Origin of the sequence: Pseudomonas sp. fls2-241-R2A-110 (assembly GCF_030209165.1) — a bacterium.
Classification (GTDB): Bacteria; Pseudomonadota; Gammaproteobacteria; order Pseudomonadales; family Pseudomonadaceae; genus Aquipseudomonas.
The window spans coordinates 37,764-51,995 of sequence record NZ_JARVSN010000019.1; the positions used below are offsets into that span (position 1 = coordinate 37,764).

The following is a 14,232-nucleotide window of genomic DNA, read 5'->3' on the forward strand; positions in this document are numbered from 1 at the left end:
GCATGAGTCAGGAACAAGTATTGAGGGTGGAAAACCTTTCCATCGAACTGCCCATCGGCGCCGACCGCAGCCACGCGGTCAAAGGCATCAGCCTTGACGTGCGCAAGGGTGAAATTCTCTGTGTGATCGGTGAGTCCGGTTCCGGCAAATCGGTGCTTTCGGCTGCGATCATGGGCGACTATGCCAAAGGCCTGCGCCACAGCGAAGGCGTGATCGATTTCCTTGGCGACGACATTTGCCGAATGGACGAAAACGCCCTGCGCCAGTTGCGCGGAAACCGCATCGCAATGATTTTCCAGGAGCCGATGGCGGCGCTGAACCCGGCGATTCGTATCGGTCAGCAGGTCGAAGAGATCTTCGACATTCACGCGCCCACGATGCCCGCCGCCGAGCGCCGTGAACGCATGCTCACCCTGCTCGACTCCACGCAACTGCCCGACCCGCCACGGATCGCCAACAGCTTTCCCCATCAACTCTCCGGTGGCCAATGCCAACGAGTGGTGATTGCCATGGCGCTGGCGATGAACCCGGATTTGCTGATTGCCGACGAACCGACCACGGCGCTGGACGTGACCACTCAGGCTCAGGTGCTGAAACTGGTGCGAGACCTGCGTGGTCGCGGTCAGCACGGCATTCTGTTCATCACCCACGACTTCGGCGTGGTGGCGGAAATCGCCGACCGCATCGCCGTCATGGAGGGCGGTGTGCTGGTGGAAATCGGTGAGCGCGATCAGGTGTTGAACGCACCGAAGCATCCGTACACCCGCAAGTTGATTGCCGCTGTGCCCGCCTTGCATCCCGAGTTGCATGCTCCGTGCGCCGATGGCGAGTTGGCGCTGCGCATCGAGCACCTGACCAAAACCTACAACGTCGGTGGCCATTTGGTGCCGGCACTCAAGGATGTCTCGCTGCAACTGCCACGGGGCAAGACCCTGGCGATTGTTGGCGAGTCCGGGTCGGGCAAGAGCACGCTGGTCAAAGCCGCGATTCGGCTGGTGGAAAGCGACAGCGGCCATGTCTGGGTCGGTGATACGGACTTCCTCGCCTTGAGCGGTTCTGCATTGGCAGCCAATCGGCGGCGGATTCAGATGATTTTCCAGGACCCGTACGGCTCGCTGAATCCACGACATCGAGTCGGCGACATCATCGCCCGTGCCGCGCAATTGCGCGGGTTGTCGGCCAAGGATGCGTGGACCGAAGCCGGTGATTTGCTGGAACAGGTCGGGCTCAAACGTGACGCCCTCAAGCGCAAGCCTCGGCAATTCTCCGGTGGCCAGCGCCAGCGCATCGGCATCGCCCGCGCCCTGGCGATGCGCCCGGAGGTGTTGATCGCCGATGAAAGCGTCTCGGCGCTGGATGTCTCAGTGCAAAAACAAGTGCTGGAGTTGCTCGCAGAACTGCAACAGCGCCTCAACCTGAGCATTTTGTTCATCACCCACGACTTGCGGGTCGCGGCGCAGATCAGCGACTACATCGCGGTGATGCGTCAGGGCGAAGTGGTGGAGTACGGCACGGCGGAACAGGTGCTGTTGCGTCCACAAAACGCCTACACCCAGACCTTGCTGGCAGCAGCACCCGGCGCTTCGGCGATACCGGTTGCGCCCGCAATTGCCCCCCCGTTGAGGCTGATCCGACCTCAGGCCAACTGAGTCAATAACCCTTTCCCCAGGCCGCAGCATTCGTTGCGGCATGGGCCGCTGTTGCTCAATAAAAATCAGAAAACGGGAGTATCACTTTGCGCACAACCACCCCTCTTGCAATCCGTTCCATTGCACTTATCCCCGTGCTCGGTGCCTTCGCGGCCCCAGCCATGGCGATTCAAGTGACCGACAACCTCGACCTCGGCGGCGCCGTCCGGGCACGTTGGGACTATGACCCGGACCGCGACATCCAGAAGTTCAACTTCGACACCGCGTTCCTCACGGCAAAGTACAACTCCGACACCTGGATCGGCGCCGCCAAGTACCGCTTCTATGGCCGGGCCTATCCCTACCAGTACACAAAAAATGTCGGTGATATCCAGTTCGCCGAATCGGCGTGGATCGGCTACAAGTTCAACCCCGACCAGCAGATCCAGGTCGGCCTGAACCAGGTACCGTTCGGTTTGCAGCCGTACTTTGGCAGCACTTTCTATGAAACCCTGGGCAATGTCGTGGGCCTGGAAGACCTGGAAGAAATCGGCGCCAAGTACATCCAGCAAAGTGGCGACTGGAACATTCAGGCCGGCTACTACCTGCGTCCGGCCTGGCAAGGCAAAGGCACCAGTAAAGGTGACACCTACTCCAGCGTAGTGTCCGAAGCTGACAGCTACGTCGCCGATGGCAGCAATAACCAGGAACGCAACACGGTCGTGCTGCGAGTGGCCAAGGCGTTGGACCTGGGGCCGTGGAAATCCGAAGTCGGGATCTCCGGCCTGACCTCGACCCTGGAGAACAAAGACACCAATAACGACGGCCGTCGTAACGCCGTGGCCGTGCACTACATCGGCAAAAACGGCCCATGGGGCGTGCAACTGCAAGCGGCGCGTCAGCAGATGTCCCCGCGCAACCCCGGCACCGATGAACTGGTGACCCTCGGCGGTTACGACGGCACCTTCAACGTCGCCAGTCGCGGCAACTTGTATGTGGCAGACGTGAGCTACGACGTTAGCGGCAAGTACCTGTTCGACCAGATCAGCGGTGTGAAGCTGTATGCCAACTACAGCGCTTTCGACAAATCCGCCGATGACTTCAAGACTTCGCAGCGGATGATCTTCGGCACCTCTTTTTCGGTGAGCAAACTGTGGATCGCCACTGAGTGGCTGTATGGCAAGAATGATCCGTACATCGGTGGCAGCAGCTACACCCAGAGTCTGGGGGCTGGGGGTAGTAACCAGTGGGAGAATCAGCTGTATATGAACATTGGGTACTACTTCTGATCCGGATTGTTTGACGCTCCTGAAGGCCCCTTCGCGGGCAGGCCCGCTCCCACAGGTTTAGCGCATAACCAGTGGAAGCGAGCCTGCCCGCAAATAGCCCAAACAACACTTGCATCAGCCCATCACAGAGGAGTCAGATACGCCTACAAAACATTCACCAAAAACAATAAACCTGCCCTGCGCAACAGAGGCTGGTATGGAGTCACCCTTTCATGCGTCAACTGCCCTCGCTCAACATGCTGCGAGTCTTTGAAGAAGTCGCGCGGCATCGAAGTTTCAGCCAGGCGGCGCTAGGTCTGAACGTCACCCAAGGCGCGGTCAGCCGGCAGATCAAGCAGCTCGAAGACTATCTCGGTGTCGCCCTGTTTATTCGCACGCCTCAGGGCCTGTCGTTGACTGAGACCGGCCTCGCCCTCTCCCCGCAACTGAGCGATGCTTTCGACCACGTCGAACGTGCGCTGCAAGCGGTGCGCGTGCCGAACCTGCGCCAGCGCCTGCGTATCGTCGCGCCACCGACCTGGGCCACGCGCTGGTTGTCGGCACATTTGCGCGCGTTCTGCCAACGCTATCCGGACATCAGCTTGAGCGTCACGAACCAGACCGGCCACGACAGCCTTGCGGAAATCGACTGCCACATTCGTTTCGGCCTTGAAGCGGCCAGCCATTGCAGCAGTCAGTTACTGGTGATGGAACGGCACATGGCAGTGGCCAGCCCGGAATTGTTCGTCAACGGCCAGCCGCCGGACCTGCGGCAGTTTCCATTGCTGCACATCCTGCACGATGGCAAGCGCTTGAAGGTGTGGGAGAACTGGTTGGCGGCGATGGGCCGCGACGATGTCGACGCCGGTCAAGGCTTGGAATTCAGCACCCTGGATCAGGTGATTCACACTGCGTTGGCTGGTGGCGGTTTGGCAGTGATTGACCGGCAGATGATCGAAAAGGAACTGGCGAATGGCAGCCTGGTGCCGATCACGCCGGTTGAAGTGGTGGGGCCTTATGGGTATTGGCTGGATGTGGCGAACGACAAGCAGGGGTTGTCGAAGGTGCGGTTGTTTACGCAGTGGTTGGAGTTGGTCAGCAACCCCTGAAACACCAATCGCGGTCTTTCATTGATCATTCCCACGCTCTGCGTGGGAATGCAGCCAGGGACGCTCCGCGTCCCACAAGCGGACGCAGAGCGTCCATTGAGGCATTCCCACGCAGAGCGTGGGAACGATCATCAAACCGGGGCTACGACCTTTGCGGCCACCGGCGCCCCGCTCTCCACCGGGCTCTGCGCCTTGCACGCCTGGCTCAATGTCAGGGATTTGGTCTCCGGTGCCCAGGCCCAGGAAATCATCGCTCCCAAGGCCAGAATCGCCGCGAGAATGCCCATGGTCGGACTCAAGCCGATCCCGGCCACACTCACCGGCAACAGAAACGTACTGACCGCCGAGCCCAAACGACTGACCGCCGTCGCCAGGCCGATCCCGCTGGCCCGCACTTCGGTCGGGAAGCTTTCGGCCGGGAACACCCCCACCAGGTTGCTCACCGCTGACAACACCAGCGTGAACACACCGAACACCAGCACCATCAGAAATGCCGCGCTGCCCGGCAATGCCGCCAACAGGAACAGCGCCACCGCGAGGATGATGAACGAATTGATCAAGAACCCTCGACGCGAGAACTTCACCGTGCACCAGATGCCGATCAACGCCCCGAGGATCAACAGCATGTTCAGCATCAGCTCGGTGCCGAAACCCTCCGCCAATCCCATCTTCTGCAGAATCGACGGCAGAAAGGTGTAGATCGCAAAATACGGCATCACAATGCACACGAAGAACAAACAGTTGAATGCCGTGCGCTTGCGGTACTCACGGCTGAACAGCACCGCGTAGCCGGAACGGGTTTCGGTGGAGCGGGTTTCGTCGAGTTCGACGTTGTCGCCCAGGTGCTTTTTGACGATCGCCCGTGCTTCTGCGATGCGTCCCTGATTCACCAACCAGCGCGGCGACTCAGGTGTGCCGATCCGCGCAATCAAAATCAACGCCGCCGGAATCGCCGACGAGGCCAGCATCCAGCGCCAGGCGTCGTCCCCGAGGTTGAGCATCGCCGTGCCGACGAAGGTCGCGGCCACGTAACCGAAGGTCCAGATCACGCTGAACGAGCCGAGCAATACGCCGCGATGTTTCTTCGGCGAAAACTCGGCGAGCATCGCGTGGCCGACGCTGAAGTCACCCCCCAGGCCGATGCCGATCAGCACCCGACAGAGGAATAACTGCATCGCGGTTTCGGCGTAGAACTGCATTACCGAGGCAACAGTGATCAGCACAAAACTGACCAGGAAGATTTTCTGCCGGCCGACCTTGTCGGAGATCCAGCCAAAGAACAGGCTGCCTAGGAACAAGCCGATCAACGCCGAGGCGCCGATCAGGCCCTGCCAGAAGGCATCGAGGTGCATCTGTGGACTGAGCAGGGTAAAGGCGATACCGATCAGACCGAGGATGTAGCCGTCGGTAAAATGTGCGCCGAACGTCAGGCCGGCGATTTTGATGTGGAAGCGCCCGATGGGCAGGTCATCGATCTTTATCGATTGAGCGGACATGTTCGTCTCCAGTTGTTGTTGTTGACGGAGAAATGAAACCGGTAGCTCTTGAACTTGTGGGAGCGAGCTTGCTCGCGATAGCGGTGTGTCAGTCAATATCCATGTTGAAAGTGATGGCCTCATCGCGAGCAAGCTCGCTCCCACATTGGTTGTGTGGTGGGCCTTACAGCCCGCCCATCAGCAGGTATTTGATTTCCAGGTAGTCTTCCAGGCCGTACTTGGAGCCCTCGCGACCCAGGCCCGACTCCTTGATGCCGCCAAACGGCGCGACTTCCGTGGAGATGATCCCTTCGTTGATCCCGACCATGCCTGCTTCCAGGCCTTCGGCCATACGCCAGACGCGGCCGATGTCGCGACTGTAGAAATACGCTGAAAGTCCATACGGCGTGTCGTTGGCCCGTTGCAGCACTTCGGCTTCGTCCTTGAAGCGGAAGCACGCGGCCACCGGGCCGAAGGTTTCGTCCTGGGCGATCAGCATGTCGCTGTGGGCTTCGGTGAGGATGGTCGGTTCGAAGAACGTGCCACCGAGCGCATGCCGACGACCACCGCACAACAGCTTGGCGCCCTTCTCCAGAGCATCACCAACATGCAGTTCAACCTTGGCCAACGCCGCCGCGTTGATCAGCGGACCTTGCTCGGATTCACCGTCCAGCGCATTGCCGACGCGCATCGCCGCGACCGCTTCGGCGAGTTTGCCGGTGAAGGCTTCGTACACACCGTCCTGAATGAAGAAGCGATTCACGCAGACACAGGTTTGCCCGGTGTTGCGGAATTTCGAAGCCATCGCGCCTTTGACCGCAGCGTCCAGATCGGCATCGTCAAAGACAATGAACGGCGCGTTGCCGCCCAATTCCAGCGAGACCTTTTTCAAGGTGTCGGCAGCCTGGCGCATCAGCAATTTACCGGTGCGGGTGGAGCCGGTAAACGACAGTTTGCGCACGATGCTGGAGGCTTGCAGCGCCCCGCCAATCGCCACCGCGTCACCCGATACGATGTTGAACACACCGGACGGAATGCCCGCCTGCTCGGCCAACACCGCCAGGGCGAAGGCTGACAATGGCGTTTCTTCCGACGGTTTGAGGATCATCGTGCAACCCGCCGCCAGCGCCGGGCCGACCTTGCGCGTGACCATGGCCAACGGGAAGTTCCACGGGGTGATCGCCGCGACCACACCGATGGCTTCCTTGACCACGATGATCCGCGCATCAGCCTTATGGCTTGGGATCACGTCGCCGTAGGCACGTTTGGCCTCTTCGGCAAACCACTCCAGGAAGCTCGCGGCGTAGACCACCTCGCCCATTGCTTCGGCCAACGGTTTGCCCTGTTCGCGGCTGAGCAAAGTCGCCAGGTCCTTCTGGTTGCTCAGCATCAGCTCGCTCCAGCGCTTGAGACGCTGGCTGCGGTCCTTGGCGGTCAGCTTTCGCCATGCCGGCAAGGCACGGTTGGCGGCGGCGATGGCCAGATTGGTTTCTTCAGTGCCGGCCTTCTGCACCTCGACAATCAGTTCGCCGTTAGCCGGGTTGAACACCGGGTACGTCGCACCACCGCTGGACCATTGGCCATCGATGTAATTGCCGTTACGGATCAGCACGCTCATGCCACAGCCTCGGTCAGATTGAAGCGCTCCAGACCCGGACGGGCCGAGCGCAGGATGCGTTTGCCGGCGGTGTAATCGTTGATCACGTCGCACGGGGTGTAGTTGCGTTCCAGTTCTTGCAGCTCTTCGGCGTCGAGCCTGGTTTCCAACGCCGCCAGGGCACTGTCGAACTGCGCGGTGGTGTCGGCGCCGACCAACATGCAATCGACACCGGGATGGTTGGCGACCCATGCCTGGGCGATCTGTGCGTTCGATACGCCACGGGCGCGCGCCACCCGTTGTACCGAATGAGCGATCTCGAACGAGGCTTCGTCGCTGTACATCTGCTGGGTGAAAAAATCGGTCTGATTGCGCGTGGATTGCACGTCACCGGTCAGCAAGCCACGAGCCAACGGGCTGAACACCGAGACACCGATGCCTTGATCGCGGCAAAACGGAATCATCTCGCGCTCTTCTTCGCGGTAGGCGCAGTTCAGCTGCAGCTGCATGTTGATCGGCTTGACCCACCCATTGCGCTCGCAGGCCATGAGAATCTTCGCCAATTGCCCGGTGAGCATGGTCGACACGCCGATATAGCGGGCCTTGCCTGAACGCACGATGTCGTTCATCGCGCTCATGGTTTCTTCAACCGGCGTGTTCACGTCGAAGTAATGCAGCATGAACACATCGACGTAATCCATGTTCAGACGCTTCAACGAAGCGTCGATGCTGTCCATGATGTGCTTGCGCGAATGGCCGCTGGCATTGATTCCACTGCGGGTGCCGTAGCCGACCTTGGTGGTGATCACCAGATCTTCGCGACGGGCCAGGCGCTTGACGATGCGCCCTACCACTTCCTCGCCGACGCCAGCGGAATAGAAGTCCGCCAGGTCGATGAAATTCACCCCGTTGTCCAGGGCGTGAGCGACGATCGGCTCGCTCTGTTTCTCATCGAAAATCCACGGTTTCCAGTCCGGGGTGCCCATGTTCATGGTGCCCAGGCACAGGCGGGAGACTTGCAGGCCGGAGTTGCCCAAACGAATGTATTGCATGGGTGGGACCTCAGGCTTTTGGCGTGTAGAAAGGATTGCTGATGTGATCGACCACATCCGCCAGTTGCGCGGTTTCCGGCTTGCCGGTCAGGGCGGCGCGGATCGCGGTGCGGCAGGCGTTGTAGTTGTTCAGGTACACCGCATCGAGGTCATCGCAGGCCGGGTTGACCCAGTTGGCCGTGACGATGGCCCACTCGTCCTCGGCTTCCGGCGGCAAGGTGCCGTCCAGCAACGCTTCCAGGACAGCCTTGGCGATCCCGGCCTGGGACGCGCCCCACGTGGCGTTGCCATGCAGATCACTGCTGATCGCGGCTTTGTTGACGTAAAGGGTCATCGGCTTGACCGGGATGTTCGGCTGGGCGATCACCATGAACGGGCAATGTCCCTGGCTCGGCGACGCCAGGCTATTGGCAAACGCCTGGCCCGCCGGACCGTTGCGCGGGCCGATCAGAATGTTGATGTGCGCGGCGTTCACGCCAGGGCCTTCGAAACCTTCACCGATGTACAGGTCGAGTTCTTTCATGGGGCATTACTCTTTTTGGATTTTTTGGGGTGATCAGAAGTGCACGCGGACCGTGAAGATCGCGAGGCAAATGTCGGGGTTCGAAGAGCGCAGCACGCAGCTGACGAGGACGCGGCAGTGGGGATCAGTCATGGTTGCAAACGCTCTTTTTTGTTGTTGATGAGCTGTGTTTGCGATTTTTTAACACTGGGGATTCGGGGGGCTGTAACCATTAAAAGTCATGGGGGCATGACTTTTTGTCATACCCCGCGAACTCAGGGGCGAATCAGGCTGGCCCAAATACCGTGTCAAACCTGCTCAGGAAAAATCCTTGCCGGGAATGCTTCCATTTTGAGCTTCTCCATCACCAGCCCGATAAAGGCTGATACCGCCAACGGCAAATGTTGCCGACTGGGATAAAGCACATGCAGGCCGTATCCAGTGCGATGGTATTGCGGTAGCACAGGCACAAGGCGGCCAGCCTGAAGATCGAAATTAACGAGCGTGGGCGGTAGCAACGCAATGCCCAAGCCAGACACCGCAGCCTTACGCAATGCCTGAGCCGTGTTGCCATTGAAACGGCTGGAAATCTGCACGTCTTGCTCAACACCGTTTGGCCCTTTAAGACGCCACGTGGTGACGCCGCTAGGATGACCGAAACTCACACAGTCGTGATTGACCAGATCCTCTAACGTAGCGGGCACACCTCGGTTGCTGAGGTACTTGGGGCTGGCGACCAAACCTTCATTGCCCGCTCCAATGAGTTGGCGACCGACGTATCCCGAATCCTGCAACGTGCCCCCTCGAAACGCGATGTCGATCCGGTCAGCGATCAGATCGGCGCGTGCATCACTGAGCACGAAGTCAAGCTGAACCCGTGGATGCAAGGCTAGAAAATCGGCCACCCATTCCATCGGGAAGAAGTCGAAGAAATCAGCCATCGCCGCAATGCGCACGATGCCACTCGGCTCTTGGTTGCCCGTCATTAATTGCTGCCCGGCATCGATCAGGCCTTCTACCGCGCCCGAGCACCGGTCATGAAAAACCTGACCTGAATGGGTAAGGGTGAGCTTGCGCGTGGAACGCTGCAGCAGCCGTGTGCCGAGTTGTGCCTCGAGTTGTTGAACGCGCCTGCTCAACGTGTTGGACGGCATTCCAAGCTGGCGCGCCGCTTCGGCAAAGCTGCCGTTGCGCACCACGTGTACAAACAAGGCGACGTCGTTGAGGTCAAGCATGCTAGCGCCACCACTTCGTTAAATGGATTAGTTCACTCCAATTATGCCATCTAATAAAGCAATTAGAAGACGCATATCCTTCAGGCATCGCTGAAGCCAGCCCTCAGTCTGCTGGACCGATTAACCGCATCTGCCCACAGCCAAAGCGCTGCTCGATGGCATTGTCTGGTGGGCTCAGGCGCTCAAAATCACGGGAGAAAACATATGACCGCCACCGTCGCTGTTCTGCAACGCGCCATTGTCCATCGCACCAAAGGCAGCACCCATGGCCCTATAACGCGGCTCATGAGCCCGGGCGATCTGGGCGAGCTTTTAAAGCCTTTCATTTTTCTTGATATTTTCAGTTTGAACGCCAGTCGCGGTAAGTCCAGTTTCGGCATGCACCCACACTCAGGGATTGCGACGGTTACCTTCATGACCAAAGGTGAGGTCGCCTATGAAGACAGCACTGGCGCGACAGGTGTGTTGCTTGCCGGTGGTGTTGAGTGGATGCGCGCCGGCAACGGGGTTTGGCACGACGCTACGCTAGCCAACGAGTCCTCGATGCAGGGATTCCAGCTCTGGGTGGCACTACCGCCGTCGTTGGAAAACGCCCCCGCGCTGAGTGTCTATCTTGCGCCCTCCCAAGTTCCGCAAGCAGGCCCGGCACGCGTGCTCCTGGGCCGCTACGGTCATGCGCAGAGCCTGATTGAAACGCCGAGTGACATGAACTATCTCGCCGTGAATTTGAAAGACGGCGAACGCTGGCGGTATACCCCACCGGCCGGACACACCGTGGCCTGGCTCGCGGTTAATGCAGGACGGCTGGACACAGGGAGCCTGATCAATGCCGGCGAACTCGCCGTGTTCGAGGAGTCCGAGCAACCCATCGACTTCGTGGCACAAGGCGAATGCTCGTTCGTGCTGGGCTCAGCGGTGAAGCATCCGCACGATCTGGTAATGGGTCACTACTCGGTGCACACAAGCAAGGTGGCTCTGGCGCAGGGCGAAACTGAAATACAGCGGATTGGCGCGCGCCTGCGACAGCAAGGACGACTTGACTAGGGCTCCCTCAACACTTCGCAAAGATCGTTACGACGATCACGACTCATGCAATCCAAAACCTACTGAGAAACATCATGACCACGAGCAATCTCGACCTGCTTTTGTCCCCTGCACAAATCGGCTCCCTCCCTCTGAACAACCACATGGTCATGGCGCCTTTGACGCGAAGCCGCGCCGGTGAAGGTGATGCTCCGACGCCCACCGTGGTTGAGTATTACCGGCAACGTGCCGGTGCCGGCCTCATCGTCACCGAGGGTTCTCAGGTCTCGGCACAAGGCAAAGGCTATATGAGAACGCCGGGCATTTTCACCTCCGAACAAATCGCGGGCTGGAGACAAGTCACCGACGCTGTTCATGCAGAAGGTGGACGGATATTCCTGCAACTCTGGCATGTCGGACGGCTCTCACATCCATTGGTGCAGATCAACAGCGCCCAGCCAGTAGCACCTTCAGCGATCAAGGCTGATGGCGAGATTTACACGTCTGAGGGACTGAAGTCTTACGAAATCCCACGGGCTCTGGATCTCGGTGAGATTCCCGATGTGGTCGCTGATTTTCGCCTGGCTGCTGAAAACGCGAAACGTGCAGGATTCGACGGAGTTGAGATCCACGGAGCAAACGGTTATCTGATCGACCAGTTCCTGCGCGATGGCACCAATACCCGAACCGATGCCTATGGCGGCGCTGTAGAACATCGCGCCCGGTTTCTCAAGGAGGTGGTCGAGTCGGTCATCGAGGTCTTCGGGGCCAGCCGCGTAGGAGTTCGCCTGTCGCCGATCTTCAATTATTTCTCCATGAGCGACAGCAATCCCCAAGCGACTTTCAACTACGCAGCGAAGATGCTCAGTCGCTATGGGTTGGCCTACCTTCATGTGGTGGAACTCGGTGCAGGGTCATTCGATTTCAGGGAACTGAAGCGTTGTTTCGGCGGCACCTATATCGCCAATGGGGGCTATGACGCTGAGCGTGCTGAAATGGCGCTCAGCTCAGGCGATGCGGATCTCGTGTCGTTTGGCACCGCGTTCCTGGCCAACCCGGATTTGGTCGAGCGATTCAAACACGGCAAGGCCCTGAACGAAGCCGACCCAACGACGTTCTACCAAGGTGAAGAGCGCGGTTATACGGACTATCCGACCCTGGCGGAACTCTGACAAACACGCTGAACTCGCCGTTCCTTTATCCCAGCACCTCCAACTCGGCCAGCATCTGCGGCGCAATGACCAACTCGCTCGCGGTGAGGTTTTCCCGCAGGTGGGCCACCGAAGACGTGCCCGGTATCAACAGGATATTGGGTGCACGTTGCAGCAGCCACGCCAGCGCCAAGCACAGAGGTGAAACGTCCATGCGTGTCGCTACGTTCGAGAGGACTTGCGACTGTAGCGGTGTGAAACCACCCAGAGGAAAGAACGGCACATAAGCAATGCCCTGCTGATCCAACTCGGAAATAAGCGTCTCGTCTTCACGGTGAGTCAGATTGTAGTGGTTCTGCACGCAGACGATGTCCGCGATCCCCTGCGCTTGCCTGACCTGCGATGGCGTGACATTGCTGACGCCCAAGTGGCGAATGAGGCCCTGGCGTTGTAATTCCGCAAGTGTGGTAAAGGCCTCCTCGATAGACCCTTCTACGGGCGACTGCTGGTTGCCCATAGCCCGAAGGTTCACCACATCCAGTACGTCGACACCAAGATTGCGCAGGTTGTCATGCACGGCCTGGGTCAATTCGGCGGGGCTCTGCGCCGGATTCCAAGAGCCATCGGCGCCGCGGAGTGCGCCGACCTTGGTCACGATCACCAGGTTTTCGGCATAAGGGTGTAAAGCTTCACGGATCAGTTGGTTGGTCACGTGAGGGCCGTAAAAATCGGCAGTATCAATGTGGTTTACACCCGCCTCCAGCGCTTCACGCAGCACGGCAATGGCCGCTTTCGAGTCTTTGGGAGGGCCAAAAACATGAGGTCCCGCCAATTGCATCGCACCATAGCCCATACGATTTACCGACCGGTCGCCCAATAAGAACGAACCTGCCTTGGCCACTTTGCTCATGTTGCCTACCTCTATCAGAGTATGTGTGGCGAACTATAGGCATTGACCACTTCACAGGTAATAGGGTGCAATCGGCACGGGTTGTACGGCTGAGAGAACAATGCAAACCAACATTCAAGACTTGCTCGCCTTTGTTGCCGTAGTGAATGCCGGAGGGTTTCGCGAAGGCGCCAGGACGAGTGGCAGATCCGCCTCAAGTCTGAGCGATGCCGTGCGCCGCCTGGAAGCGCGGCTAGGCGTACGGTTGCTCAATCGAACTACCCGCAGCGTCAGACCGACTGAGGCGGGCGCGAGATTGATGGAGCGCATCGTGCCCGCATTGGGGGAAGTCGAATCTGCTCTTGATGTCGTCAACGACTTCCGCGGGCGCCCCTCCGGCACACTTAAGTTGAACGTGCCGGCAAGCGCCGCAAGATTAGTGCTTCCGTCGATCATTACCCCCTTCCTGCAGACCTATCCCGACATTCGCCTGGAGGTCATGATCGAGGAGAGTTTTGTCGACATGCTTGCCGCGGGTTGTGACGCGGGCATCCGATACGATGAACGCCTCGAGCAGGACATGATTGCTGTCCCCATCGGCCCACGATTTCAGCGCTTTGCCACGGCGGCATCGCCGGCTTACCTTGATGCCAGAGGTCGGCCAAAACACCCTCGGGATCTGTTGAAGCATGCCTGCCTGCGGGGCAGATTTCCCAGTGGCGCAATGCCGCTCTGGGAGTACGAACGTCATGGCGAAATCATTAACGTGGACCCGACCGGGCCGTTGATTGTCAGCTTGGGTGGCACCGTGGACCTGGCTGTTCAGGCTGCGATTGACGGGCTGGGGATTGTCCAGCTGTTTGAGGGCTGGCTCCAGCCCTATCTGGATAGCGGCGCACTTGAACCGGTGCTGGAACCCTGGTGGCAGGATTTTACCGGCCCGTTTCTCTATTACCCTGGCAGACGCTATCTGCCCTCGCCTCTAAGGGCATTTGTAGACTTTATCAATGCCCAGCGAACGTAGTTGCCGGCTGGATCCGATATCTGGGGCGCCGGCACCCTGGTGACCGGCCTGTTGCTGGCATTGTTGATCCTCCCGGTGTTCTGCTTCCGGCACTATGTGCAGGACAAGGGGCGCTTCCCGGAAGCGATGCTCAGCGACCTGTACATTCAGACCGATGCCGGACAAAAACGCGCCGGCTGGCTACCTTATGCCACGCTGATCGCCGGTGTACTGGTGGTGTACGGTTGCCATCAACTGGTAGCCTGAGCGTCCTTGCCTGCAGGTCTCTGATGGATCATC

At 59.2% G+C, this 14,232-nt stretch carries 13 protein-coding genes; 7 read left to right on the plus strand and 6 right to left on the minus strand.

Going from position 1 to position 14,232, the window contains the following annotated elements; all coding sequences use genetic code 11:
- The first annotated feature begins 2 nt into the window (after positions 1–2).
- From QRN31_RS15995 to QRN31_RS16005, 3 genes are all read left to right on the plus strand, one after another.
- The gene (locus QRN31_RS15995) at positions 3–1,649 is read left to right on the plus strand and encodes a dipeptide ABC transporter ATP-binding protein (RefSeq protein ID WP_285433038.1); all 1,647 of its coding nucleotides are present in this window, start codon (positions 3–5) and stop codon (positions 1,647–1,649) included.
- An 86-nt stretch (positions 1,650–1,735) separates the two neighbouring features.
- On the plus strand, positions 1,736–2,917 hold the full coding sequence (locus QRN31_RS16000; protein WP_208667639.1) for a hypothetical protein: 1,182 nt from the start codon (positions 1,736–1,738) through the stop codon (positions 2,915–2,917).
- A gap of 212 nt (positions 2,918–3,129) precedes the next feature.
- On the plus strand, positions 3,130–4,005 hold the full coding sequence (locus QRN31_RS16005) for a LysR substrate-binding domain-containing protein (protein ID WP_285433039.1): 876 nt from the start codon (positions 3,130–3,132) through the stop codon (positions 4,003–4,005).
- Positions 4,006–4,136: 131 nt separating this feature from the next.
- Here QRN31_RS16005 and QRN31_RS16010 read toward each other — a convergent pair whose 3' ends face one another.
- The 5 genes from QRN31_RS16010 to QRN31_RS16030 all read right to left on the minus strand — a co-directional run bounded on the left by QRN31_RS16010 (position 4,137) and on the right by QRN31_RS16030 (position 9,866).
- On the minus strand, positions 4,137–5,501 hold the full coding sequence (locus tag QRN31_RS16010) for an MFS transporter (RefSeq protein WP_285433040.1): 1,365 nt from the start codon (positions 5,499–5,501) through the stop codon (positions 4,137–4,139).
- Between the two features lie 163 nt (positions 5,502–5,664).
- The gene (locus QRN31_RS16015) at positions 5,665–7,098 is read right to left on the minus strand and encodes an NAD-dependent succinate-semialdehyde dehydrogenase (protein ID WP_285433041.1); all 1,434 of its coding nucleotides are present in this window, start codon (positions 7,096–7,098) and stop codon (positions 5,665–5,667) included.
- Positions 7,095–8,129, minus strand: a complete 1,035-nt coding sequence (locus QRN31_RS16020; protein WP_285433042.1) for an aldo/keto reductase — start codon at positions 8,127–8,129, stop codon at positions 7,095–7,097. The genes QRN31_RS16015 and QRN31_RS16020 overlap by 4 nt, the downstream gene beginning before the upstream one ends.
- A 10-nt stretch (positions 8,130–8,139) precedes the next feature.
- Positions 8,140–8,652, minus strand: a complete 513-nt coding sequence (gene fae, locus QRN31_RS16025; RefSeq protein WP_054615233.1) for a formaldehyde-activating enzyme — start codon at positions 8,650–8,652, stop codon at positions 8,140–8,142.
- A 287-nt stretch (positions 8,653–8,939) separates the two neighbouring features.
- Positions 8,940–9,866 (minus strand): LysR family transcriptional regulator, encoded by a 927-nt coding sequence (locus QRN31_RS16030; RefSeq protein WP_285433043.1) that lies wholly within the window; start codon positions 9,864–9,866, stop codon positions 8,940–8,942.
- A gap of 204 nt (positions 9,867–10,070) precedes the next feature.
- Between QRN31_RS16030 and QRN31_RS16035 the strand changes: the two genes are divergently transcribed.
- Both QRN31_RS16035 and QRN31_RS16040 read left to right on the plus strand, forming a co-directional pair.
- A complete protein-coding gene (locus tag QRN31_RS16035; protein WP_285433044.1) occupies positions 10,071–10,910 on the plus strand; it encodes a pirin family protein in 840 nt (279 codons plus the stop codon).
- A gap of 74 nt (positions 10,911–10,984) precedes the next feature.
- Positions 10,985–12,061: an alkene reductase gene (locus QRN31_RS16040; RefSeq protein ID WP_285433045.1), complete on the plus strand. Its 1,077-nt coding sequence runs from the start codon at positions 10,985–10,987 to the stop codon at positions 12,059–12,061.
- A gap of 25 nt (positions 12,062–12,086) precedes the next feature.
- On the opposite strand, the gene QRN31_RS16045 is transcribed toward QRN31_RS16040, so the two are convergent.
- Positions 12,087–12,950 carry an aldo/keto reductase family oxidoreductase gene (locus QRN31_RS16045; protein ID WP_285433046.1) on the minus strand — a complete coding sequence of 288 codons (864 nt, stop codon included), beginning with the start codon at positions 12,948–12,950 and terminating at the stop codon, positions 12,087–12,089.
- Between the two features lie 100 nt (positions 12,951–13,050).
- Here QRN31_RS16045 and QRN31_RS16050 point away from each other — a divergent pair, with 100 nt between their 5' ends.
- Together QRN31_RS16050 and QRN31_RS16055 are read left to right on the plus strand one after the other, a co-directional pair.
- Positions 13,051–13,953, plus strand: a complete 903-nt coding sequence (locus QRN31_RS16050) for a LysR family transcriptional regulator (RefSeq protein WP_285433047.1) — start codon at positions 13,051–13,053, stop codon at positions 13,951–13,953.
- Positions 13,954–14,199 carry a hypothetical protein gene (locus QRN31_RS16055; RefSeq protein WP_285433048.1) on the plus strand — a complete coding sequence of 82 codons (246 nt, stop codon included), beginning with the start codon at positions 13,954–13,956 and terminating at the stop codon, positions 14,197–14,199.
- Positions 14,200–14,232 lie beyond the last annotated feature (33 nt).

Excerpts from the sequence above, each read along its gene's own strand:
- QRN31_RS15995 (WP_285433038.1), top strand. The coding sequence starts at position 3 with ATGAGTCAGGAACAAGTATTGAGGGTGGAAAACCTTTCCATCGAACTG.
- QRN31_RS16005 (WP_285433039.1), top strand. The coding sequence starts at position 3,130 with ATGCGTCAACTGCCCTCGCTCAACATGCTGCGAGTCTTTGAAGAAGTC.
- QRN31_RS16010 (WP_285433040.1), bottom strand. The coding sequence starts at position 5,501 with ATGTCCGCTCAATCGATAAAGATCGATGACCTGCCCATCGGGCGCTTC.
- QRN31_RS16015 (WP_285433041.1), bottom strand. The coding sequence starts at position 7,098 with ATGAGCGTGCTGATCCGTAACGGCAATTACATCGATGGCCAATGGTCC.
- QRN31_RS16020 (WP_285433042.1), bottom strand. The coding sequence starts at position 8,129 with ATGCAATACATTCGTTTGGGCAACTCCGGCCTGCAAGTCTCCCGCCTG.
- fae (WP_054615233.1), bottom strand. The coding sequence starts at position 8,652 with ATGAAAGAACTCGACCTGTACATCGGTGAAGGTTTCGAAGGCCCTGGC.
- QRN31_RS16030 (WP_285433043.1), bottom strand. The coding sequence starts at position 9,866 with ATGCTTGACCTCAACGACGTCGCCTTGTTTGTACACGTGGTGCGCAAC.
- QRN31_RS16035 (WP_285433044.1), top strand. The coding sequence starts at position 10,071 with ATGACCGCCACCGTCGCTGTTCTGCAACGCGCCATTGTCCATCGCACC.
- QRN31_RS16040 (WP_285433045.1), top strand. The coding sequence starts at position 10,985 with ATGACCACGAGCAATCTCGACCTGCTTTTGTCCCCTGCACAAATCGGC.
- QRN31_RS16045 (WP_285433046.1), bottom strand. The coding sequence starts at position 12,950 with ATGAGCAAAGTGGCCAAGGCAGGTTCGTTCTTATTGGGCGACCGGTCG.
- QRN31_RS16050 (WP_285433047.1), top strand. The coding sequence starts at position 13,051 with ATGCAAACCAACATTCAAGACTTGCTCGCCTTTGTTGCCGTAGTGAAT.